Annotated in this window: 22 protein-coding genes; 21 read left to right on the forward strand and 1 reads right to left on the reverse strand. The window is 41.5% G+C overall.

Annotated elements, in window-relative coordinates:
- Position 1 precedes the first annotated feature (1 nt).
- From H8S07_RS05285 to H8S07_RS05320, 8 genes are all read left to right on the forward strand, one after another.
- Positions 2-775 carry a LytR/AlgR family response regulator transcription factor gene (locus tag H8S07_RS05285; RefSeq protein ID WP_186855588.1) on the forward strand — a complete coding sequence of 258 codons (774 nt, stop codon included), beginning with the start codon at positions 2-4 and terminating at the stop codon, positions 773-775.
- A complete protein-coding gene (locus H8S07_RS05290) occupies positions 765-2069 on the forward strand; it encodes a sensor histidine kinase (protein WP_186855589.1) in 1305 nt (434 codons plus the stop codon). Before H8S07_RS05285 ends, H8S07_RS05290 begins: the two co-directional genes overlap by 11 nt.
- Positions 2070-2156: 87 nt before the next feature.
- On the forward strand, positions 2157-4169 hold the full coding sequence (locus H8S07_RS05295) for an ABC transporter permease (RefSeq protein ID WP_186855590.1): 2013 nt from the start codon (positions 2157-2159) through the stop codon (positions 4167-4169).
- Complete coding sequence (locus H8S07_RS05300; protein WP_186855591.1) at positions 4166-4918, forward strand: ABC transporter ATP-binding protein; 753 nt, start codon at positions 4166-4168, stop codon at positions 4916-4918. The genes H8S07_RS05295 and H8S07_RS05300 overlap by 4 nt, the downstream gene beginning before the upstream one ends.
- Before the next feature lie 50 nt (positions 4919-4968).
- Complete coding sequence (locus H8S07_RS05305; RefSeq protein ID WP_186855592.1) at positions 4969-5850, forward strand: radical SAM protein; 882 nt, start codon at positions 4969-4971, stop codon at positions 5848-5850.
- Positions 5851-5987: 137 nt separating this feature from the next.
- Positions 5988-6518, forward strand: coding sequence for an acetolactate synthase small subunit (gene ilvN / locus H8S07_RS05310; protein ID WP_021860644.1), 531 nt, complete (start codon positions 5988-5990; stop codon positions 6516-6518).
- Between the two features lie 92 nt (positions 6519-6610).
- Positions 6611-7630 carry a ketol-acid reductoisomerase gene (ilvC, locus tag H8S07_RS05315; protein WP_117537301.1) on the forward strand — a complete coding sequence of 340 codons (1020 nt, stop codon included), beginning with the start codon at positions 6611-6613 and terminating at the stop codon, positions 7628-7630.
- A 124-nt stretch (positions 7631-7754) separates the two neighbouring features.
- Positions 7755-8399, forward strand: a complete 645-nt coding sequence (locus H8S07_RS05320) for an orotate phosphoribosyltransferase (protein ID WP_186855593.1) — start codon at positions 7755-7757, stop codon at positions 8397-8399.
- A gap of 122 nt (positions 8400-8521) precedes the next feature.
- Here H8S07_RS05320 and rpsT read toward each other — a convergent pair whose 3' ends face one another.
- Complete coding sequence (gene rpsT / locus H8S07_RS05325) at positions 8522-8785, reverse strand: 30S ribosomal protein S20 (protein WP_021860010.1); 264 nt, start codon at positions 8783-8785, stop codon at positions 8522-8524.
- Between the two features lie 194 nt (positions 8786-8979).
- Between rpsT and gpr the strand changes: the two genes are divergently transcribed.
- The 13 genes from gpr (at position 8980) to truB (ending at position 24104) form a co-directional block, all read left to right on the forward strand.
- Entirely contained in the window at positions 8980-9900 is a 921-nt protein-coding gene (gene gpr / locus H8S07_RS05330) for a GPR endopeptidase (RefSeq protein ID WP_186855594.1), read from the forward strand.
- A 97-nt stretch (positions 9901-9997) separates the two neighbouring features.
- The gene (gene spoIIP / locus H8S07_RS05335) at positions 9998-11152 is read left to right on the forward strand and encodes a stage II sporulation protein P (RefSeq protein WP_243175969.1); all 1155 of its coding nucleotides are present in this window, start codon (positions 9998-10000) and stop codon (positions 11150-11152) included.
- 102 nt (positions 11153-11254) lie between these two features.
- On the forward strand, positions 11255-13177 hold the full coding sequence (locus tag H8S07_RS05340) for a DNA gyrase/topoisomerase IV subunit B (protein WP_186855595.1): 1923 nt from the start codon (positions 11255-11257) through the stop codon (positions 13175-13177).
- Between the two features lie 12 nt (positions 13178-13189).
- On the forward strand, positions 13190-15430 hold the full coding sequence (locus H8S07_RS05345; RefSeq protein WP_186855596.1) for a DNA gyrase/topoisomerase IV subunit A: 2241 nt from the start codon (positions 13190-13192) through the stop codon (positions 15428-15430).
- Between the two features lie 16 nt (positions 15431-15446).
- Positions 15447-16328 carry an NAD(+) diphosphatase gene (gene nudC, locus H8S07_RS05350; protein ID WP_021860005.1) on the forward strand — a complete coding sequence of 294 codons (882 nt, stop codon included), beginning with the start codon at positions 15447-15449 and terminating at the stop codon, positions 16326-16328.
- 463 nt (positions 16329-16791) lie between these two features.
- Positions 16792-17259, forward strand: coding sequence for a ribosome maturation factor RimP (locus H8S07_RS05355; RefSeq protein WP_021860004.1), 468 nt, complete (start codon positions 16792-16794; stop codon positions 17257-17259).
- Between the two features lie 18 nt (positions 17260-17277).
- Positions 17278-18471 carry a transcription termination factor NusA gene (gene nusA / locus H8S07_RS05360; RefSeq protein ID WP_118660474.1) on the forward strand — a complete coding sequence of 398 codons (1194 nt, stop codon included), beginning with the start codon at positions 17278-17280 and terminating at the stop codon, positions 18469-18471.
- A 32-nt stretch (positions 18472-18503) separates the two neighbouring features.
- Positions 18504-18758 (forward strand): RNase P modulator RnpM, encoded by a 255-nt coding sequence (gene rnpM / locus H8S07_RS05365; protein ID WP_117537298.1) that lies wholly within the window; start codon positions 18504-18506, stop codon positions 18756-18758.
- 10 nt (positions 18759-18768) lie between these two features.
- Positions 18769-19059: a L7Ae/L30e/S12e/Gadd45 family ribosomal protein gene (locus H8S07_RS05370; RefSeq protein ID WP_186855643.1), complete on the forward strand. Its 291-nt coding sequence runs from the start codon at positions 18769-18771 to the stop codon at positions 19057-19059.
- A 24-nt stretch (positions 19060-19083) separates the two neighbouring features.
- Positions 19084-21840, forward strand: coding sequence for a translation initiation factor IF-2 (infB, locus tag H8S07_RS05375; protein WP_021860000.1), 2757 nt, complete (start codon positions 19084-19086; stop codon positions 21838-21840).
- 20 nt (positions 21841-21860) lie between these two features.
- Entirely contained in the window at positions 21861-22244 is a 384-nt protein-coding gene (gene rbfA, locus H8S07_RS05380; protein WP_186855597.1) for a 30S ribosome-binding factor RbfA, read from the forward strand.
- Positions 22234-23181, forward strand: coding sequence for a DHH family phosphoesterase (locus tag H8S07_RS05385; protein ID WP_186855598.1), 948 nt, complete (start codon positions 22234-22236; stop codon positions 23179-23181). Before rbfA ends, H8S07_RS05385 begins: the two co-directional genes overlap by 11 nt.
- Positions 23182-23183: 2 nt before the next feature.
- A complete protein-coding gene (gene truB / locus H8S07_RS05390; RefSeq protein ID WP_186855599.1) occupies positions 23184-24104 on the forward strand; it encodes a tRNA pseudouridine(55) synthase TruB in 921 nt (306 codons plus the stop codon).
- Positions 24105-24117: the final 13 nt, after the last annotated feature.

The following is a 24117-nucleotide window of genomic DNA, read 5'->3' on the forward strand; positions in this document are numbered from 1 at the left end:
TATGAGAAAAACAGAAAAGAAAAGTATAGCAGTCATAGATGATGAAGTGCAGATGTTAAAGGTTATCGGAAGATATGTAACAGAGACGCTGAAACAAAAGAATATGACAGATAAGATTAATGTGCGGTTGTTTTGTATGGCAGAAGAATTTCTGGAATCTGTGAAAAAGGATGAAAAATATCTTGCCGTATTTTCTGATATCGAGATGGATACGATGAATGGAATTGAACTCGGAAAGTGGCTGAACAAGAAACATGCACAGGAAAAGGGGGAAGCAATTCCCCTCATTTTTATTACATCACATGAAGAGTTTGCGATTGAAAGTTACCGTTTGGATGCATATCAGTATATTCTGAAAGAAGAGATGAAAGTTCGGATACCAGAAGTTTTAAGAAATATATTGCAGCAGCGGAGAGAGGAAGAAGACTCATACCGCGTGCTTGAAACGATAGAAGGTATGCAGAAAATCCGATATGGAGATATTCTTTATATTCAGAAAGCAAAAGGAAAGAAATATGTAGAGTATTACACACAGGATAAGGTTTACAGAGAACAGATCAATATGAAAACGTTGTGGGAGGAATTACAGCACAGAGATTTTGTATATGCAGACCGTAGCTGCCTTGTCAATATAGAGAAAGTCATACAGATACACGGAATGGAACTTGAACTTTCCGGCGGTGTGAGAGTAAGAATTGCAAGAAGGCATCTGATGGAATTAAAAGAATGTGTCAGACAGTACTGGGAGAGGAAGAAAAGATATCATGGGATATAGAAGCATTATTATTATACTTGCAGTTCTGGAGGCACTAATGTCTGCATATTTGATGAAACAGGGAATGCCAACAACGGCAGGAAGAAAAGCAGACAGATTTATATATGCCGGAAGTGTGGGAACTGTGGTTTTACTTGTGGCAGGTAAAGAGTATCCGATTGGAATGTATCTGACAGTGTTCTTACTCACACTGTGCGGTTTTATCTGTGTTGCACTTGGCACAGAGGCGTACACATTTGCATTTGGAGTACCTGCTGTTTGCTATGGTGGTTTAAGTTTTTTGGAAGTATTTATTGCATCATGGGCAGTTCTGATGCAGGGAACAAGCCAGAATCCATCCAAGATGTGGAAATTGGACATGCTGCCAAAAACAGTAAGCTGCCTGATCGCGGGTGTAATATTTCTTGGTTATGTCTGTTTTATTTGCAAAAAGAAAACCATAAAGAGAATCGCAGAGGAATATAAAGGACTGATTGTAACATTTGGAGCAGGTTTACATATTGTAATTCTGATCTATCAGTTGATGTTGATGGGTGAAGGAACCAAATGGTATTTTCAGAATATTGTGACTGCAAATGTAATAGCGCTCCTGCTGATCTGGCTGTTATGGCAGTTCAGTAAATTTATTTTCCGCTATGAAAGCCTGCAAAGAGAGAATCAGATGATTGAATTTCAAAATACGATGATGGAAAATAATTATGCAAATCTGAAAGAAGCACTGGAAGAGAACCGGAGAATCAATCATGATATGAAAAATCATCTGCTCTTATTAAAAGAATATGAGAAGAGGCAGGACTGGAAAGAACTTCGGAGTTATCTGGATAAGATTACACCGGAGTATGAATCTGTGAAGTTCTATCCATGGACGACTTGTCAGCCACTGGATCTTCTGCTGAATCTGAAGATGCATATGGCAGAAAAAAAGAAAATTGTATGGAAGATAACCGCCTGTTCACTTGAAAAATTCGTATTGGAAGAAAATGAAATCTGTATTTTATTTGGCAATCTGCTGGATAATGCGCTGGAAGCAAGTGAAAAAGTTGAAAAAGGAGAAAAATGGATAAAAACAGAAATACAGAATCCGGGAAATATGCTTTTTATAAACATTGCTAACAGTATGGAAAAACAGCCGGTGAGGGAAGGAAAAAGATGGATTTCCCAGAAAGAGAATCAAAAATTCCATGGCTACGGTCTTATAAGTGTAGAACGCATTGTTGAAAAATATGAAGGAACAATCAGATATCTGGTCACAAAGGACAGATTCGAAGTACAGGTTTCCTTTTTCATGTCCTGAAAAATACCGTTTATGGCGAGGGTATTGCCCACTTCTGTCAGTGTGCTTATTCTTAGAAAAGGATAAGTAACTGATGGAGGTGGGTTTTTGTTATATCAGATTATTTTAAAAAATTTCAAAAGCAGTTGGAAAAATTATTTTGTCTATTTTACAGGGAATATTATAGGAGTCGCAGAATTTTTTGTGTTTTTAGGCTTGTATTCTGTATCGAAAGTAATTATGAAGGATGCATCTGCAGATTTTGGAACGATACAGGATATTATGCTTGCATGTATTCTGGTCTGCATTTTCAGTGTGGCGATTATGACATATTCTATGCAGAAATTTATGCGGTTAAGACTCAGAGAGTATCAGTTGTTTTATGTACTTGGAATGAAGCGGCGTAAAATGTATGGAATGATTCTTTTTGAGTATTTTTCAGGCTGCCTGGGAACTTTATTTGCCGGAATGTTTGCAGGACGGCTTATGCTTGGAGGTGTTTTGAAAGCATGGCATTATTTTTTCCCGGAATATATACGTCGTGTTCCGATTACAGTCTCTGTCTACATGGATACATGTAAATTAAGTGTGGCAGTATTCCTTGCGGTAGCATTTTCCCTGCTTGTGTGGGCAGATAATCATGGACTGCAGGATCTGATGAATGATGGAAAGAAGAAAGAGAAAAAACCACAGAGCAGAAAGTGGCTGGTATTTACAGTAGCAGGAGTTTTGCTTATAGCGGCAGGATATTGGATCTATGCCAGATATTCATTGAATTATGGATATCTGTATTCTCATTTATTTTTGATTTTTGGAACATTTTTTGTAGTTTTATTTGGTGGAGGGATCTTGCTGGAGATACTACATAAAAGAAGAAAATTTTATCTGAAACATCTTCTCGGATTAAATGGATTGTACAGCCGATATCAAAGTAATATGTTGTTTTTCTTAATGATATTTACCGTACAGTTTGCAGCGGTTGGTTATTGCGGTGTACAGATTGCAGAGATTCTTCCAATTTCAGGGCAGGAAAAATATTTTCCGTACGATGCAGTATGGATGGGAAAAGATACAGGAGAAAATCAAAACTTTGTAAATCAGTGTGTAAAGGAATACAAAGGAAGTGTAAAAAAATTTCCAATGATCCGGGTGAGTGGATATAGTGTTGAATTGGTTGGAATTTCAGAGAAAACATATGAGCAGTTATCCGGAAAACAGGTTCATCTTAAGAATAAAGAAATTGTATATATTCAAAATGAATACAAAACCTACAATGGGAAAAAAGTAACCATGGGAGCGATGGATTATGGACGCAAAGGATACACATGGCTGATGCCTGGCAGCTTTGATAAGGAAAAAGATGAATATGTCAGTCCGGAGTCCAATCATCCGATTGCAAGTAAAGACTGGGATCATCTGTACAGAATGAAAAGAATCGAAGCAGGAAACTGGTTCGGAAAATACAGGATCGGTGTAGAGGCAGAGAATGTTGTAGTATTTTCTGAAAATTATTTTAATAAATGGCATGAGAAATTAAAAAAAGAAAAAGAAGAACCGGATCTGTTATATTTATTTTCATTTCCGGATCGTACAGAAAAACAGGGAACGAAAGAATTACAGAAATATGTAAATAAATATGGAAATCAGGACTATGGACTGACAGATGAAGTACAGAAAACACTTTATGTAACTGCAACGTTTGTAACAGAGCTGGAAAAAAGCCTGCTCTTTCAATTATCAAATAAAGCGTTCTTTTTTCTTGCATTGCTTGTAAGTGGAAACTTTGCGTTATTTGTAAAGACGGCATCTGAACTGCCGGATTACAGGAAACGTTATGAGTTTCTGTCCTGTATGGGAATTACTAAGAAAATGAAGAAAAGAACGCTTGCCTGGGAAGTAAAACTTCTTCCGGAAATTACGACGGCTGCTGTGTTATTGCTCTCTGCCGGTTATGTAGAGATGGAGAAAATACGGGAATCTTATCTTGGAGTTGTGCATGGAAAAGAAGTATGGATTTACTGGGGCTGTCTGTCAGCAGGATATATATTGCTTACAGAAGTCATGCTTGAACTATTAAAAAAATGGGTTGCAAAGAGAGTGGAGGAAGAAAATAGAAGATGAGCGTTATAAAAGTAGAAAATCTTATAAAGAATTACAAAAAATCGACATGGAAAGAAAGTGAAGAAGATGTAAAAGTGTTAAAAGGAATTTCGTTTCAGGCAGAGCAGGGTGAATTTGTCGGAATTATGGGAAAATCCGGTTGTGGAAAAACAACACTTTTAAAAAATCTGGGTATGATTGATAAGCCGACAAATGGAAAAATACAGTTTGCGGGAGAAGATACGGATTCTCTATATGGTGACAAACTGGCAGAAATAAGGAATCAGAAGATCGGATTTGTATTTCAGGACTTTTATTTGATGGACAGCCTGTCTGTGGAAGAAAATATTATGCTCCCAATGATTCTGAAGAAAAGTCCGGTGAAAGAGATGCAAAAAAAAGCAAAAAATCTGGCAGAACAATTTGAAATTGGAAAACTGCTTCAGAAAAATCCATATGAATTATCCGGTGGAGAACGTCAGAGAGTGGCAATCTGCAGGGCACTGACCAACGATCCGGAACTGATACTGGCAGATGAGCCGACGGGAAATCTCGATTCCCATTCCGGACAACTTGTTATTGACACATTAAACCGGATTCATACGGAGTATAAAAAAACGATTATTATGGTGACACATGATCCGAAAATGGCAAGCTACTGTGACAGGATTCTCCTTTTGAAAGATGGAAAGATCCTGGAAGAAATGAAAAGAGTTAAAGAACAGGAAAGATTTTATTTCAGGATTCTCGGAAAGATGGCAGATTTATAGAAAAACATGATATAATAGAATGCATCCACAAAAGAAAGAGAGGGATGCATATGGAATACGAAGGTCAGATCTGCCGCGCACCGATGGAGCGTTCATCTTATATGCTGCCGGTGATGGTAGGATGTTCTTATAACCGGTGCAGGTTTTGCACATTATTCAAACATTTAAAATTCCGTAAACTTCCACTTGCCCAGGTAGAACATGATCTGATCCGTGTGAAAGAAGCCGGAGGAAAGCCCAAAGCCGTATTTTTAGGCGATGGCAATGCATTTGATCTCCCGACGGAAGAACTGGCAGAGATCCTTAAGCTTGTCAGAAAATATTTTCCGGAAGGGCCATCTGTACGCATGGATGCAACCGTTACAGGAATCCTTGCAAAGTCACCGGAAGAGTTGGAACAATTACATAGTTTGGGAGTGGAGCATCTGTATCTGGGCATTGAGAGTGGTCTGGAAGAGGTGCTTGCTTTTATGAAAAAAGATCATACGATTTCTCAGGCGGGAAAGGCAATTGCAAGAATACAGGACGCAGGTATTGTATTTGACGCACATATTATGACAGGAGTTGCAGGACATGGAAAAGGCATGGAAAATGCCAGGGCATTAGCGGCATTCTTAAATGAGACAAAGCCGGAAAGAGTGATTAATTTCTCTATGTTTTTACATACAGATGCACCGTTATATCAGGAGATTCGGAACGGCAATTTCAAACCGGCAACAGAATTGGAGAATCTGAAAGAAGAAAAGCTGTTGCTGGAAGAGTTGGAACCAATGGATCTTGCTTATGACGGGTTTCATGATTTTATTGAATTCCGTGTGCGCGGGAACTTAAAAAAAGACAAAGAAAAGATGATAAAAAAGATTGTGGATGAGATTATCAGGCAGGAGAAAAAGGAAGAAGTAATCGCTTATATTTCGGAATCGTGGTCGTAGGAGCAGGTAAATAAGAGAGAAATAAAAAAGAAAACAAAAAGATATTCGTATACGCTTGACAAAAGTGACAGGTATTGCTATTATATAAAAACAGAACGCACTCTGTTTTTTAAATATAACGAAAGAGAGGTGCAGTCATGCAGAGAGTTTTTTCATTATTAGTTGACAACAATCCAGGAGTTTTAAGTCGGATTTCAGGATTGTTCAGTAGAAGGGGATACAGTATTGACAGCATTACAGCAGGCGTTACCGCTGATCCAAGGTTTACAAGGATAACAATCGTATCAAGTGGTGATGAACTGATTTTATCCCAGATTGAAAAGCAGGTCAGAAAGCTGGAAGACATTATTGAGATTAAGGTTTTGGAGCCGTCAGATTCCGTTTACCGTGAACTGATTATGGTTAAGGTAAAGGCAAACAAGTCGGAGCGTTCAGAGATCATCTCAGTAGCCGATATTTTCCGTGCGAAGATCGTTGATGTGGAGAAGGATTCCCTGATGGTTGAGCTTACCGGTACACAGTCCAAGCTGGATGCTTTCTTAAATCTTCTGGGAGGGTATGATATTCTGGAACTTGCAAGAACCGGAATTACAGGTCTGAACCGTGGTATGAAAGATGTAACACTCATCGATCAGGACGGCAATGTAGAGACACTCACACAGGAGTGATACTTTATGGTATTAAACGAAAGATACTTTCGTTTAACGATATATTTATAACACAATAAAAATTTATTATATTATTTAGGAGGAATGCTAAAATGGCAGCAAGAATTTTTTATCAGGAAGATTGTAATTTATCTGTATTAGACGGACAGAAGATCGCTATCATTGGTTATGGTAGCCAGGGACATGCACATGCACTGAACTTAAAAGAGTCAGGATGTGATGTTATCGTAGGACTTTATGAAGGAAGTAAATCATGGGCAAAAGCTGAAGCTCAGGGATTCAAAGTATACACAGCAGCAGAAGCAGCAAAACAGGCTGATATCATCATGATCCTGATCAACGATGAGTTACAGGCTGATATGTACAAAAAAGACATCGAGCCAAACCTTGAGGAAGGTAACATGTTAATGTTCGCTCATGGTTTCAACATTCACTTTGGATGTATCAAACCACCGAAGAATGTCGATGTAACAATGATCGCACCAAAAGCACCGGGACATACTGTAAGAAGTGAGTATCAGGCTGGTAAAGGAACTCCTTGTCTGATCGCTGTAGAGCAGGATGCTACAGGAAAAGCATGGGATCGTGCACTTGCTTATGGTCTTGCAATTGGTGGGGCAAGAGCTGGTCTTCTTGAGACTACATACAGAACAGAGACAGAGACAGACCTCTTTGGTGAGCAGGCAGTACTTTGCGGTGGTGTTTGTGCACTTATGCAGGCTGGTTTCGAGACACTTTGCGAAGCTGGATATGATCCGAGAAATGCTTACTTCGAGTGTATTCACGAGATGAAACTGATCGTAGACCTGATCTACCAGAGCGGTTTCGCAGGAATGAGATATTCTATCTCTAACACAGCTGAGTATGGTGATTACATTACAGGACCGAAGATCATCACAGAAGATACAAAGAAAGCTATGAAACAGATCCTGACAGACATCCAGGACGGAACATTTGCAAAAGAATTCTTAGTAGATATGTCACCAGCAGGACGTCAGGTACACTTCAAAGCAATGAGAAAACTTGCTTCCGAGCATCCATCAGAGAAAGTCGGAGAAGAGATCAGAAAACTGTACAGCTGGAACGGAGAAGACAAACTGATCAACAATTAATTAGTAAGTCGAAGCGTTTAAAATCTGACTGTAAAAGAAATAACGGACGGTGTAAAGTTCATCTTTACGCCGTCCTTTTTTCGTGGTAATCTGGATATAGATTTAGAAAGGAGTGGTGAGCATCATGGATAGCAGATTAGAAGACTTAAGATCCACCAGAAATCCAAAAGCACGTATTAAAATTATGAAAGGACATTTTGCGACGAGTAACTCGCATCTGAATACATATATCGATATGTCAACAGTCAAGACTCGCCATAACAATGCAAAAGAGACAGCGAAGGAATTAGCCAATGCATATATGACGAATGCAACGATCGATACGATTGTATGTCTGGATGAGACAGAAGTGATCGGAACATTTATGGCAGAGCATCTTGCGGATTCGAGCCAGATGTCTCTGAGTGCGGGAAATAATATTTCTGTGATCACACCGGAGTACAATATGCAGGGACAGATCATGTTCCGTGATAACAAACTACGTATGATTAGAAATCAACAGGTATTGATCCTTGCTGCATCTGTTACAACCGGAAAGACAATCATGCGTGCCATTGAGTCTGTTCTTTATTATGGTGGAACTGTATGTGGAGTATGTTCGATCTTCAGTGCTGTTACAAAGGTTGCTGGAATGGAGATTAAGACAATCTTCACAAGTGCAGACGTACCGGCATATCATGCTTATGATTCGCTGAATTGTCCAATGTGCCAGAAGGGCGAGAGGGTAGAAGCGCTCGTGAACAGCTTTGGATATTCTAAGTTAGAATAGAAGTTATATTCATTAAAAACAATCTCGGCGGAACTGTCGCTGACAGTTCCTGACGGAGAAAACAGCAACAAAAAAACAGCCACATGACGGTATGGCTGTTTTTTTAATATGTCATTCTATAATTAAGCAATTCCGTTAACAGCTTTTGTTAAACGGGAAATCTTTCTGGAGCATGTATTTTTGTGATAAACACCTTTGCTTCCAGCTTTGTTGATTTCAACAATGGCATCTTTTAAAGCAGCTTTAGCTGTTTCAGCATCTTTCTTTGCTACTGCAGTCTCAACTTTCTTTACATAAGTTTTAACTTTAGATTTGATTGCTTTATTTCTAGCAGCCTTTGTTTCGTTTACTAAAATTCTTTTCTTTGCAGATTTGATGTTAGCCAATCTGTCCACCTCCGATTAAATATTTCGATCTGTTGTCGATTTTCCAGTTCGTTAGATCCGGACACGGACGTTCTAACGAAACATACGAACTTATTTTATGTCACGAAAGCTTTTCTGTCAATACATATTTATCAATTATTTGTAAAAACTAGGAAATACAGGTGAAAAAATGTAGAAGAAAGGCGGAAACAAAAATGATGGATCGATATAATGTGCGGACGGATCTTGCGCTGGAGCAGAGAGAACGATTTGTCTCGGATCAGATTGAGATTCCTGGAGTTGCTGTGGAAGAAACCTATGATGACATGTGTGAAGTGCGTGTGACGACAGTACGGATTGAGACAGAAAACGGTGCTGCAGTGATGGGAAAACCAGTAGGAAATTATATCACGTTGGAAGCACCGAAAATGGCAGAAGCAGATGAGAGCTATCACAGAGAGATTTCAGGGAAATTAATGGAAGTACTTGAGGGGTGCCTGCCAGAGAAGGAAGATGGACAGAGTATTCTGATTATTGGACTGGGTAACCGGAACGTCACGCCAGACGCACTGGGACCGCTTGTTGTTGAGCATCTGGATATTACAAGACATCTGGTGAAGGAATATGGAAAATATGCACTTGACGGGGAGGCGGACCGGCTCGTAAGTGCAGTTGTACCGGGTGTCATGGGACAGACCGGGATGGAGACAGTAGAGATCGTGCGGGGAATTGTGGAAGAGACAGAACCGGATTTTGTAATTGCGATCGATGCGCTTGCTGCAAGAAGTGTGAGAAGGCTGAACCGGACAATTCAGATTGCAGATACCGGAATCGCGCCGGGCTCCGGCGTTGGAAATCACAGAAACGCGATTACAGAGGAGACGGTGGGGGTTCCGGTAATCGCCATTGGTGTCCCGACTGTTGTTGATGCCGCGACGATTGTAGGTGATTCTATCGAAGAATATGTTGCAAAATGCCGGGACGAAGGAATGAGAGAAAATAAAGAACATCTGATTCCGCCGTATCTGTATGGGATGTTTGTCACACCGAAAGATATCGATGAAACGATGGAGCGGACAAGCTATACAATCTCGGAAGCGTTAAATGCTCTTGCCGCCGGACAGGCACATATTTAAAAATTGCACATCATATAGTGTTAAGAAAAGATATGAGAAAAGAGAAGAGATGAAAAATTGGTGCAGAAGAACTTCCGGAAAGAGGCAGCGAAAAAGCATGGCAGTAATGGTCCTGATGGCAATATGCCTGCTTGCTGCTGCATGGGCAGGAACTATGCTTGCCGGAAAAACAAAGTATCCATATCAAGGAAGAGAATATGTGAACCGGGAAATTTTAAAATGTGCCTGGAAGCTGCATATGCCGGAATTTATGTATATAGAAGAAACAGGAAAAGAATCCTTTGAAAAATGGCTTATCAATCAGATGGAGCTATTATTTCCAATCGGATATATGGCAAATGGGGAAGAAGAAAAGACGCTGGCGGTTGAGGATGAAGATACTTACCGTCTGATTTTAAAGAAACAGGCAGAAGATGAAAATGAAGTGCTGGAGGACGGAACTGTAAAAAGCAACAAAGAGAAAATAGAAAAAACACAGACTGCAAAGATATCCGAAAAGAAGCTGAAAAATTATGCATATCTGCGCAGCCATTTTTATACCGTAGATCAGACAACAAAGACGGATGCAAAGGAGCTGGATGCCGGAAAACTTCTGAAAAAGAATATGAAGATCAGAAAAGATGGAAGCAAACCGAAGATTCTAATTTATCATACCCATTCCCAGGAGGCATTTAAAGATTCCAAAGCGGGAGATAAAAAAACATCGATTGTCGGTATGGGAGATATTCTGACGAAAGAGTTAAATGATACTTACCGAATCCCGACAATGCACCACGAAGGAGTGTATGATCTGATTGGCGGGAAAATGGATCGTAGCCGTGCATACCAGCTTGCAGAAGTAAAGGTGAGGAAAACCCTGAAAAAATATCCGTCGATTGAAGTTGTGATCGATCTGCACAGAGACGGCGTCGGAAACAACACACATCTGGTGACATCTATAGATGGAAAGAAAACCGGACAGATCATGTTCTTTAATGGACTAAGCCGGACGAAGAAGAATGGAGATATTGCTTATCTTAAGAATCCATACATACAGGATAATCTTGCATTTTCCATGCAGATGCAGCTTGCTGCCACAAAAAAATACCCTGGTTTCGCAAGAAGGATTTATCTGAAAAGTTATCGCTATAATATGCATCTGATGCCCAAATATCTGCTGATCGAGGCAGGTGCACAGACGAATACGGTAAAAGAAATGCAAAGATCGATGAAAGTCCTCGCAGACCTTTTAGATGCGGTGGTGGATCCATAAAAGTATTTACTTCGTGCCGGATTTTATGCTAATATATACAAAGTATGGAAAAGTATAGAAAAAACGGAAACATGTGGAAAAAAGAGAGAGGATATAGAAGGAATGGCGAAGAAAAACACATATGATGCGGAGAGTATTTCAGTATTAGAAGGTCTGGAAGCGGTAAGAAAAAGACCGGGAATGTATATCGGAAGCGTATCTACAAAAGGTCTGAACCATCTGATTTATGAGATTGTAGATAATGCGGTAGATGAACATCTGGCAGGATACTGCAGCGAGATCCATGTCACACTGGAAAAAGACGGTTCTGCCACGATTGCAGATAATGGACGTGGTGTGCCGGTCGATATGCATGCCAAAGGTGTGCCGGCAGAGCGTCTTGTCTATACAACGCTTCATGCCGGTGGTAAGTTCGATGACTCGGCATATAAGACAAGCGGAGGTCTGCACGGTGTAGGTTCTTCTGTTGTAAATGCACTGTCCGTATATATGGATGTGGAGATCAGCCGTGACGGCTATATCCACCATGACAGATATGAAAGGGGAAATCCGGTCGTAGAGCTGGTAGATGGTCTTCTTCCAAAACTTGGAAAAACAAGAAAAACCGGAACAAAAGTAAATTTCCTGCCGGATGGAACAATTTTTGAGAAAACAAGATTCAAGGCTGAAGATGTAAAAAGCCGTATGCATGAAACGGCATATCTGAATCCAGAGCTGACGATCGTTTTTGAAGATTTAAGAGACGGAAAAAAAGAGAAGATCACCTACCACGAACCGGAAGGAATCATCGGATTTATCCAGGATCTGAATGGAAAGAAAGAGAAGATCCATGAGCCGGTTTATTTTAAAGGAACTGCGGACGGAATTGAAGTGGAAGTGGCATTCCAGTATGTCAATGAGTTCCATGAAAACATTCTTGGCTTCTGTAATAATATTTACAACAGTGAAGGCGGAATGCATCTGACCGGATTTAAAACGACATTTACGACCGTGATCAACCAATATGCAAGAGAACTTGGAATTCTGAAAGATAAAGATGCGAACTTTACCGGAGCAGATATCCGAAATGGAATGACTGCAATCGTATCCATCAAACATCCGGATCCCCGCTTTGAAGGACAGACGAAGACAAAACTGGATAACCCGGATGCGGCAAAAGCGACAAGTAAGGTGACCGGCGATGAAATCGTGCGTTATTTTGATCGTAATCTGGAAACGCTTAAGAAAGTGATCGGCTGTGCAGAGAAAGCGGCAAAGATCCGTAAGACAGAAGAAAAAGCGAAGACCAATCTTCTGACAAAGCAGAAATATTCCTTTGACAGCAACGGAAAGCTTGCAAACTGTGAAAGCCGTGATGCATCAAAATGTGAGATTTTTATTGTCGAGGGAGATTCCGCCGGAGGATCTGCAAAAACAGCGCGTGACCGTATGTATCAGGCAATCCTGCCGATCCGTGGTAAGATCCTGAATGTAGAAAAAGCAACGATCGACAAGGTGCTTGCAAATGCGGAGATCAAGACGATGATCAATGCATTCGGCTGTGGCTTTTCGGAAGGTTATGGAAATGATTTTGATATCAGCAAACTCCGTTATGATAAGATCATTATCATGGCAGATGCGGACGTGGATGGTGCACACATTTCGACACTGCTTCTTACATTGTTCTATCGTTTTATGAAAGAGCTGATCGATGAAGGACATGTCTACATTGCGATGCCGCCACTTTATAAAGCGATGCCGAAAAAAGGCGAAGAAGAATATCTGTACGATGACAAAGCACTGGAGTGTTACCGGAAGACACACGAAGGTCCGTTTACATTGCAGCGGTACAAAGGTCTGGGCGAGATGGATGCAGAGCAGCTCTGGGAGACAACACTGAATCCGGAAACCCGTATTTTAAAAAGAGTTGAGATTGAAGATGCGAGAATGGCTTCTGCAGTGACAGAGATGTTGATGGGAACGGAAGTACCGCCACGAAGAGAATTTATTTATGAAAATGCTGCAGAGGCAGAACTGGACGTATAAAGGAGAAGAAAGATGCAGGATTCACAGATCATAAGAACCGAGTATTCGGAAGTGATGAAAAAATCATATATTGACTATGCGATGAGTGTTATTGTTGCCAGAGCGCTGCCGGATGCACGTGACGGATTAAAGCCGGTACAGAGACGTACGCTTTACGATATGCACGAACTGGGTATCCGCTATGACAAGCCATACCGGAAATGCGCCCGTATCGTTGGGGATACGATGGGTAAATATCATCCGCACGGTGACAGCTCGATTTATGATGCACTTGTCGTGATGGCACAGGATTTTAAAAAAGGAATGATACTTGTAGACGGACATGGAAATTTTGGCTCCATCGAAGGAGACGGAGCGGCCGCCATGCGTTATACAGAAGCAAGGCTTGCGAAGATTACGCAGGAAGTGTATCTGGCTGACCTGGATAAAGATGTCATTGATTTCGTGCCGAATTTTGATGAGACAGAGAAAGAGCCGGAAGTTCTGCCGGTCCGTATCCCGAACCTTCTTGTAAACGGTGCGGAAGGTATCGCGGTCGGGATGGCAACCAGTATCCCGACACACAATCTTGCCGAGGTTGTAGATGCTGTCAAAGCATATATGAAAAATGATGATATCAGTACGAGACAGCTGATGAAATATATCAAAGGACCGGATTTTCCGACAGGAGGAATCGTTGTAAATAAAGACGATCTTGTGAGTATTTATGAAAGTGGAACCGGTAAGATCAAACTTCGTGGAAAAGTGGATGTCGAAGAGATGAAGGGTGGCAAGAAACGTCTTGTCATTTCCGAGATTCCATATACGATGATCGGAGCCGGAATTGGAAAATTCTTAAACGATGTCTGCAATCTTGTAGAGACAAAGAAGACAAGTGATATTGTAGATATTTCCAATCAGTCATCTAAGGAAGGAATCCGGATTGTTATTGAACTGAAAAAAGGTGCAGATGTAACCAATCTGACAAACATGTTATATAAGAAAACACGTCTGGAAGATACCTTTGGCGTAAATATGCTTGCTGTTGCAAATGGGCGTCCGGAGACGATGGGACTCAAAAGGATCATTGAGCATCATGTGGATTTTCAGTTTGAGCTGACAACGAGAAAATATAAAAACCTGCTTGCGAAAGAGCAGGATAAAAAAGAGATCCAGGAGGGTCTTATCAAGGCGTGTGACGTCATTGACCTGATCATTGAGATCCTGCGCGGGAGCCAGTCTGTAAAAGACGCCAGAGCATGTCTGACAAAAGGAATTACGGAAAATATTAAGTTTAAATCTAATATTTCCAGAAAAATGGCGGCAATGCTCCGTTTTACAGAACGTCAGGCAAATGCCATTCTGGAGATGCGGCTCTATAAGCTGATTGGTCTGGAAATCGCAGCGCTTATGAAAGAGCATGAGACGACGCTTGCAAATATTGCAAAATACGAAGATATTCTGAATAATTATGATTCCATGGCAGCAGTGATCATGGAAGATTTAGATCAGATCAAGAAAGAATTCGGCAGAAAGAGACGGACTGTTATTGAAAATGCAGAAGAGGCTGTCTTTGAAGAGAATAAGATCGAAGAACAGGAAGTTGTCTTCCTGATGGATCGTTTCGGTTATGCCAGAACGGTAGATGCCGCAACATATGAGAGAAATAAAGAAGCGGCGGACAGTGAGAATAAATATGTCCTGCATGCGATGAATACCGGAAAACTGTGTGTATTTACAGCGGGAGGTAAGATGCATCAGATCAAAGTGTTAGATCTGCCGCACGGAAAATTCCGTGACAAAGGTCTGCCAATCGACAATGTAAGTAATTATGATAGCACCGCAGAGGAAATTGTTTATATCTGTGATGCAGAACAAACCCGTTATGCAAAATTATTATTTGCAACGAAACAGGGCATGATCAAAAAGGTAGACGGACAGGAATTCCAGGTGGCAAAGCGTACGATCGCAGCTACGAAATTACAGGCAGATGATGCAGTAGTAAGCATTCAGGTGATCATCGATAACCAGCAGGTCGTCTTACAGACAAAAGATGGATATTTTCTGCGTTTTGCGGCAGATGAAGTTTCGGAGAAGAAGAAAGGTGCAATTGGTGTGCGTGGAATCAAACTCCGGAAAGAAGACGAGCTGGAACATGTTTATCTGTTTGAAGAAGGAACCGAGACAAAGGTCATGTACAAAGAAAAAGAAGTGACATTAAATCGACTGAAAATGGCAAAACGTGACGGAACAGGAACAAAGACAAGGGCATAAATAAGGGGATGGACAAATGATACAGGAAATTGCACCACATCAGTATGATAATACATACAGACCACAGAAACCGGAAGCAGAGGATTATGTGCTTTACTATGATGGAAGAGCAGTGCTTGTGACAGAAGGAGAGATTGCATTTCCGAAAGTCGCAGAGATCTGCAAAGCGTCAGAGACTGCCGGGGAGAAACTTATTTATCTGTTCACGATTGATGAAAAAGTGTACTATCTTCTGAATCATAAGACGACAGATAAGATGGAAGTTGTAGATGATGTGAATACATCTGTGAGTGTGGAACGCCTGCAAGTAGCCGGATATGTGTGGAAGGCTGTAGAATATTTCCGCAGTGCAAAGCCAAAATATCAGGCGTTTGCAGCGATTACCGGATGGCAGTTACAGCGCTGGTATGATACGAGACGTTTCTGCGGTTATTGCGGAACGCGTATGAAAGCAGATGGAAAAGAGAGAATGCTAAAATGTCCGAAGTGCGGATTGATGGAATTTCCCAAAATCTGCCCGGCTGTGATCATCGGTGTGACTCATGGAGACAGAATCCTGATGTCCAAATACACAGGCAGAAGTTATAAAAATTATGCACTGCTTGCAGGATTTAACGAAATCGGAGAATCGATAGAGGAAACCGTATCAAGAGAAGTCATGGAAGAAGTAGGCCTGAAGGTTAAAAATATTCGTTATTACAAAAGTCAGCCATGGTCTTTCTCCGATACACTGCTGATGGGATTTTTCTGTGATCTGGATGGAGAGGAAGAAATTAATCTCGACAGAGAAGAACTGGCAATGGCAGAATGGTTTGACCGGGAGAAGATGCCGGTAGAGCGTGAAGATTTAAGCCTTACAAATGACATGATGATGGCATTTAAAGAAGGAAGAGTATAGCAGAATGAAAAAATGAATTGCAGGAATACTTATTATTGCTCTGGCTGTGATGTTATTATCACCGGCTGGACAAATTCCAATTAGATTCGAACAGCGCCTGGGAGAATCTGGAAGAGGATGAAGATTTTATGCATTTGGAAGAAGAGATTTCAGAAATTGCATAAAATGCAGTAGATGCCTTCAGCTATGATCATCCTGAAGTTTTCTGGATTTATAATGTGAAGTACAGTTATCGGATTTCCGGACAATCTAAAAACAGTAAAGTTGAGACAGAAAAAACATATGCGTGCAAATTATGTATATAAAATAGGCAAAATATAAATAATTCCTTGATTTTAAAAGGAAACAGTGTTATACTGACACATAGTAACATAAGCAACCCGATGACAGAAGAGTGGACGAAAGTTCACTCTTCTTTGTTGCTACAGTATCTTACTTTAAATCAGAGAAAGGAAGTTTAGCGTTGTCAAAAAGAGAAATTTACGAACAGAAGACAGAAGAATATCTGACACCGATCGTAGAAGAATATGGATTTGAACTGGTCGATGTAGAATACGTGAAAGAAGGAAGCAACTGGTATTTACGTGCTTACATTGACAAACCGGGCGGAATCAGTGTGGATGACTGTGAGAAAGTAAGCCGCAGACTGTCAGACATTCTGGATGAGAAAGATTATATTGAAGACAGCTATATTATGGAGATCAGCTCTCCGGGACTGGGAAGACCGCTTAAGAAGGAGAAGGATTACAAACGTAATCTGAATAAGGAAGTTGAGATCCGTACTTACCGTATGATAGATAAGCGCAAAGAATTTACCGGAATCCTGAAAGCATACGATGCAGACACGGTAACAATTGAGCTTGATGATGAAACATTGAAAACATTTGAAAAAGGCGAGATAGCGCTGATTCGCCAGGCGTTCGATTTTTAGTTTAGGAGGAGGATAATCATGAACACAGAATTATTAGAAGCGTTGAATATTTTAGAGAAAGAAAAGGATATCAGCAAAGAGAGTCTGTTAGATGCAATCGAAAATTCGCTGCTGAATGCCTGCAAGAGTCATTTTGGCAAGGCTGATAACATTAAAGTGATCATGGATCGTGAATCTTGTGATTACCAGCTCTATGCTGAGAAAGAAGTTGTGGAAGATGTAGAAGATACGTTGGAACAGATCAGTCTGGAAGATGCAAGAAAGATGGATGGTAAATATGACATTGGAGATATCGTACATGTACCGATCGAATCCAAATCATTTGGAAGAATTGCAACACAGAATGCCAAGAACCTGATTCTTCAGAAAATTCGTGAAGAAGAGAGGAAAGTTGTATATGATCAGTACTTTGAGAAAGAAAAAGATATCGTAACAGGTATCGTGCAGCGTTATGTTGGCAAGAATGTGAGTATTAATCTTGGTAAAGCAGATGCGATGCTGACAGAGAACGAACAGGTAAAAGGTGAAGTATTCAAACCGACAGAGAGAATCAAATTATATATCGTAGAAGTTAAGAATACAACGAAGGGACCGAAGATCCTTGTATCCCGTACACATCCGGAACTTGTAAAACGTCTCTTTGAATCAGAAGTAACAGAAGTAAAAGATGGTATCGTAGAGATCAAGAGTATTGCAAGAGAAGCCGGAAGCAGAACAAAGATTGCTGTATGGTCCAATGATCCGGATGTTGATCCGGTAGGAGCCTGTGTCGGAATGAACGGTGCAAGAGTTAATGCAATCGTAAATGAACTCCGCGGTGAGAAAATCGATATTATCAACTGGAGTGACAACCCGGCAATCCTGATCGAGAATGCTTTAAGCCCGGCGAAAGTTATTTCCGTAATGGCAGATCCGGATGAGAAGGTCGCAAGCGTGATCGTGCCGGATTACCAGCTCTCACTTGCAATCGGTAAAGAAGGACAGAATGCAAGGCTGGCGGCAAGGCTGACCGGTTATAAAATTGATATTAAGAGTGAAACACAGGCAATTGAATCAGGAGAACTTCCGGAAAACTATATGGAACTGAGCGAAGGTGTCTTTGAAGAAGAAGTGGAAGACGGATACGAAGAAGAGATCGCAGATGTAGATATGGATCTGGATCTTGTAGAAGAAACTGAGAAACCGGAAGAAATCAGTGAAACAGAAGAATAGGTGATTGTTTGAGCGCGAATAAAAAAATACCTATGCGTCAGTGCGTAGGATGCCGGGAAATGAAGAATAAAAAAGAGATGATCCGGGTGATCCGTACTTCTGAACAGGAATTTGTTCTGGATGCAACCGGCAAGAAGAATGGCAGAGGAGCGTATATTTGTCCGAACAGAGAGTGCCTGTCACAGGCAATTAAGAGCAAAGGACTGGAGCGTTCTTTTAAGCAGGCAATTCCGAAAGAAGTGTATGAGTCGCTGGAAAAGGAGATGGAGCATCTTGAGTCACAGTAAAGCATTGTCAATGATCGGGCTTGCTACAAAAGCCGGAAAAGTTGCCAGTGGTGAGTTCAGTACAGAAAAGGAAGTAAAATCCGCAAGAGCATATCTTGTGATCGTAGCAGGAGATGCGTCTGAGAATACAAAGAAGAAATTCCGCAATATGTGTGAATTTTATCAGGTACCGATTTATTTTTACAAAGATAAAGATACCTTAGGGCATGCAATGGGAAAAGAATTTCGTGCATCCCTTGCAATTCTGGATGAAGGTCTTGCAAAGGGAATTCGCAGACATCTGGAAACGGAAGAAGAATAATTGCATAAAGGAGGTAGTTAATATATGGCAAAAATCAAAGTATATGAATTAGCTAAGGAGCTGAATGTACAGAGTAAGGATGTACTGGAGTTCCTGGAGAGCAAAAAAATAGAAGTGAAAAATCACATGAGTGCATTGGAAGAGACTGCTGCCGGTCAGGTAAAAGAACATTTCAGTAAGAACCGGAAATCTGAGGGGGAATCCGGTGAAGCACCGAAAAAGAAAAATATCGTTCATGTATTCCGGCCGCAGAATACACAGAATGGCAATAAGCATGGAAGACGTCAGGGGACGAAGCAGACCATGACCCAGGGGCGTCCGATGCAGGTGAACAACGGAAGACCGGCAAAAGGATCGGTAAAACCGGAAGCACCGAAGACAGAAGAGAGAGTTAAAACAGCAGAGAAAGCCAAAGCAGCAGAAGTGAAGACAGCAGAGAAACAGGCAGTGAAAACGGAGATAAAGGAAGAGAATAAAGAAAAGAGAGAAGAAAAAGTAGTGAAGAATAACGAGAAACGTGTAAATAACGACAGACCGAATTCTGAGCGTACAACAAGATCAGAGCGCGGTGATAGAAGCGGTCGTAACGATAACAGAAATGACCGCGGCGGAAGAAATGATGACAGAAGAAACGACCGCAACGGAAGAAATGATGACAGAAGAAATGACCGTGGCGGAAGAAATAATGACAGAAGAAACGACGACAGAAGAAATGACCGTAGCGGAAGAAATGATGACAGAAGAAACGACCGCGGCGGAAGAAATGACGACAGAAGAAACGACCGTGGCGGAAGAAATAATGATAGAAGAAACGACCGCAGCGGAAGAAATAATGACAGAAGAAATAACGGACCTTCAATTCCGGCACCTGAGGCACCGACACAGAAGCCACAGAGAAGTAACAAGGGCAAAGGCAAGGATGAGCATAAGAAAAAAGATTACCGCCGTGATGAAGAAGAAAGAATGCCAAAGAATAACAAGAAGCCAATGCAGAAACCACAGCCGAAGGAGCAGAAACAGGAAGAAGAGATTAAGTCTATCGTAATTCCGGAAGTTCTGACGATCAAAGAGCTTGCTGACAAGATGAAAGTTGTCCCTTCTGTGATTGTTAAAAAGCTGTTTATGCAGGGCAAAGTTGTAACAGTCAACCAGGAGATCGATTATGATACAGCAGAAGAGATCGCGCTGGAATTTGATGTATTATGTGAAAAAGAAGAAGTTGTGGATGTTATCGAAGAACTCTTAAAAGAAGAGGAAGAAGATGAGAAGAAGATGAAAAAACGTCCGCCGGTTGTATGTGTTATGGGACACGTTGACCACGGTAAAACTTCTCTTCTGGATGCAATCCGTCATACGAATGTAATAGGCGGCGAGGCCGGAGGAATCACCCAGCATATCGGTGCTTATGTCGTAGATGTTAAAGGTGAGAAGATCACATTCCTTGACACACCGGGACATGAGGCGTTTACAGCAATGCGTATGCGTGGAGCAAGCTCTACAGATATCGCAATCCTTGTTGTAGCAGCAGATGATGGTGTAATGCCGCAGACAGTAGAAGCAATCAACCATGCGAAAGCAGCCGGTGTTGAGATCATCGTTGCAGTTAATAAGATCGATAAACCAAGCGCTAATATCGAGCGAGTAAAACAAGAAATGACAGAGTATGAACTGATTCCGGAAGACTGGGGCGGAAGCACGATTTTTGTCCCGGTATCTGCAAAGACAGGAGAAGGTCTGGAAGATCTGATGGAAATGATCGTACTGACTGCAGAAGTAATGGAATTAAAGGCAAATCCAAACAGACGTGCAAGAGGACTTGTCCTAGAAGCACAGCTCGACAAAGGAAGAGGTCCGGTTTCAACAGTCCTTGTACAGAAAGGAACACTGCGTGTCGGAGATGCGATCGCAGCAGGATCTGCACATGGTAAAGTCAGAGCAATGATGGACGACAAAGGACGCCGCGTCAAAGAAGCAGGTCCGTCTGTGCCGGTAGAGATTCTCGGACTCAATGATGTACCGAATGCCGGAGAAGTATTTGTCGGATGTGCAAATGATAAAGAAGCAAGAAACTTTGCTGAGACATTTATTTCACAGAGCAAAGTAAAACTTCTGGAAGAAACAAAATCAAAACTGTCTCTGGATGATCTGTTCAACCAGATTCAGGAAGGTAACTTAAAAGAATTAAACATCGTTGTAAAAGCAGACGTACAGGGATCTGTAGAAGCAATCAAACAGAGTCTTCTGAAACTTTCCAATGATGAAGTTGTTGTAAAAATCATCCATGGCGGTGTTGGTGCGGTCAATGAATCTGATGTAAGCCTTGCATCTGCATCTAACGCGATCATCATAGGATTTAATGTACGTCCGGATGCAACAGCAAAAGAAACCGCAGACCGTGAAGGTGTAGATATCCGTCTGTATCGTGTCATCTACAATGCGATCGAAGATGTGGAAGCAGCCATGAAAGGACTTCTGGATCCGGTATTTGAAGAAAAAGTACTAGGCCATGCAGAAGTACGTCAGCTGTTCAAAGCATCCGGTGTTGGTACGATCGCAGGATCTTATGTACTGGATGGAACATTTGAAAGAGACTGTTCTGTGCGTATCACAAGAGATGGCATCGTCGTATTTGAAGGTGCACTTGCTTCCCTTAAACGTTTCAAAGATGACGTGAAAGAAGTCAGAGCAGGCTATGAGTGTGGTTTCGTATTTGCAAACTTCAATGATGTAAAAGAAGGCGATCTTGTAGAAGCATTCAAGATGGTTGAGATTCCTAGATAGGAAGAAAAGAGGAGAGCAATTTGAGAAAACGTAGCATTAAGAATACAAGAGTAAATACAGAAGTACAGCGCGAATTAAGTAGTATTATCCGGGGCGGGCTCAAAGATCCGAGAGTTGCTCCATGGACTTCTGTTGTTGCGGCAGAAGTCGCACCGGATCTTAAGACTTGTAAAGCCTATATCAGTGTGCTCGGTGATGAAAAAGCACAGAAAGATACACTGGAAGGTTTACAGAGTGCAGAAGGTTATATCCGCCGGGAGCTTGCGTATACATTAAATATGCGCAACACACCGGAGATTACATTTGTTCTGGATCAGTCGATCGAATATGGTGTAAATATGTCCAAAAAGATCGATGAAGTGACAAAAGGAATGAAAACAGAAGGTGACGAAGATGCTGAATAAGGTACTGAGCGGAGCAAAAGAAATCGCAATCGGTGGTCATGTAAGACCGGACGGAGACTGTGTAGGTTCCTGTATGGGACTGCGTCAGTATATCATTGAGAATTATCCAGATAAAAAAGTGACGGTATATCTGGAAGAAATCCCAGATTCTTTTCAATTCCTGAAAGGAATTGAGGAAATCCGTTCAGAAATCCCGGAGAATAAAGTCTATGATCTCTTTATCTGCCTGGATTGTGGAGATAAGGGAAGACTTGGATTTTCAGCACCGCTTTTTGAACAGGCAGCACACACATTCTGTGTGGATCATCACATCAGCAATGTGAGCTTTGCGATGGATAATGTGATCCGGCCGGATGCAAGTTCTACATCGGAACTGGTGTATGAACTGCTGGATAAGAAGCGTATCAGCAAAGAGACGGCAGAAGCGTTATATCTTGGAATCGTACACGATACCGGTGTATTCCAGTATTCCTGCACTTCACCGGATACGATGCGGGCGGCGGCAGTACTGATGGAAAAAGGAATCGATGCGCCGGAGATTATTCATGATACATTTTATGAAAAAACATACAACCAGAACCAGATTTTAGGACGTGCACTCTTAGAGAGTATCCTTCTCCTGGATGGACAGTGCATTGCAACTTATGTGCGGCAGAAAGAGATGGAATTCTATGGTGTAAAACCGAAAGATCTGGAAGGAATCGTAAGTCAGTTGCGCAATACAAAAGATACAAAAGTTGCGATTTTCATGTATGAATTAAAGCTGAATGAATTCAAAGTCAGTCTCCGCTCGAATGACGATGTGGATGTCAGCAAGATCGCACAGTATTTTGGCGGCGGCGGACATAAAAAAGCGGCAGGCTTTACAATGACAGGTCAGCCGTTTGATGTGTTGAACAATGTCTCCGCACAGATCGTAGCGCAGCTTGAGGAGTAACTATGATTCATGGCATTATAAATATTTACAAAGAAAAAGGCTATACATCACATGATGTCGTTGCAAAATTACGCAGAATTGTCGGGCAGAAGAAAATCGGACACACAGGAACACTGGATCCGGATGCGACCGGTGTGCTGCCGGTCTGCTTTGGTAAAGCAACAAAATTATGTGATCTTTTAACAGACAAAGATAAAACATACGAAACGGTACTGCTGCTTGGGCGGGAAACAGATACACAGGATATATCCGGAACTGTACTGAGTGAAAAGCAGACCGGTACTGTGACAGAGGCAGATGTAAGAAGTGTGGTGGCTTCTTTTGTCGGTGCTTATGCGCAGACTCCGCCGATGTATTCGGCAATTAAGATTGGTGGAAAGAAGCTCTATGAGCTTGCAAGAGAAGGAAAGACAGTGGAGAGAAAACCGCGGAATGTTGAAATTTTTTCTGTTGATATTCTGGAAATGGATCTGCCGCATGTGAAGATGCGGGTGCACTGTTCCAAAGGCACGTATATCCGTACGCTTTGCAATGATATCGGTGCGAAGTTAGGATGCGGCGGCTGTATGGAAGAGCTTGTCCGTACTAAGGTGAGTTCTTTTGTGCTCACGGAAGCGAAGACGCTTGCAGAAGTGGAAAATTTTGTGTCAGACGGCAGACTTTCTGAAATCATAACACCGGTCGACGCAATGTTTGCACACTATCCGGCATTGTGTGTGACGGAAAAATGGGACAAATTCGCATATAATGGTAACGCACTTCCGAAGGATGCAGTGGGGGATGTGCCAGACGGGCACAGCATTTCGGACGTCCACAGAGTGAGGCTCTACAATTCAAAGGAGGAGTTTATCGGTCTGTACGATTATAAGAAAAGCGAAAATAAATACAAACTTGTAAAAATGTTTTATACGCCGGATGTATAGAACATGAGAGGGA

The sequence above is a fragment of the Dorea hominis genome, from assembly GCF_014287705.1.
In the GTDB taxonomy this organism is placed as follows: Bacteria; Bacillota; Clostridia; order Lachnospirales; family Lachnospiraceae; genus Dorea_D; species Dorea_D hominis.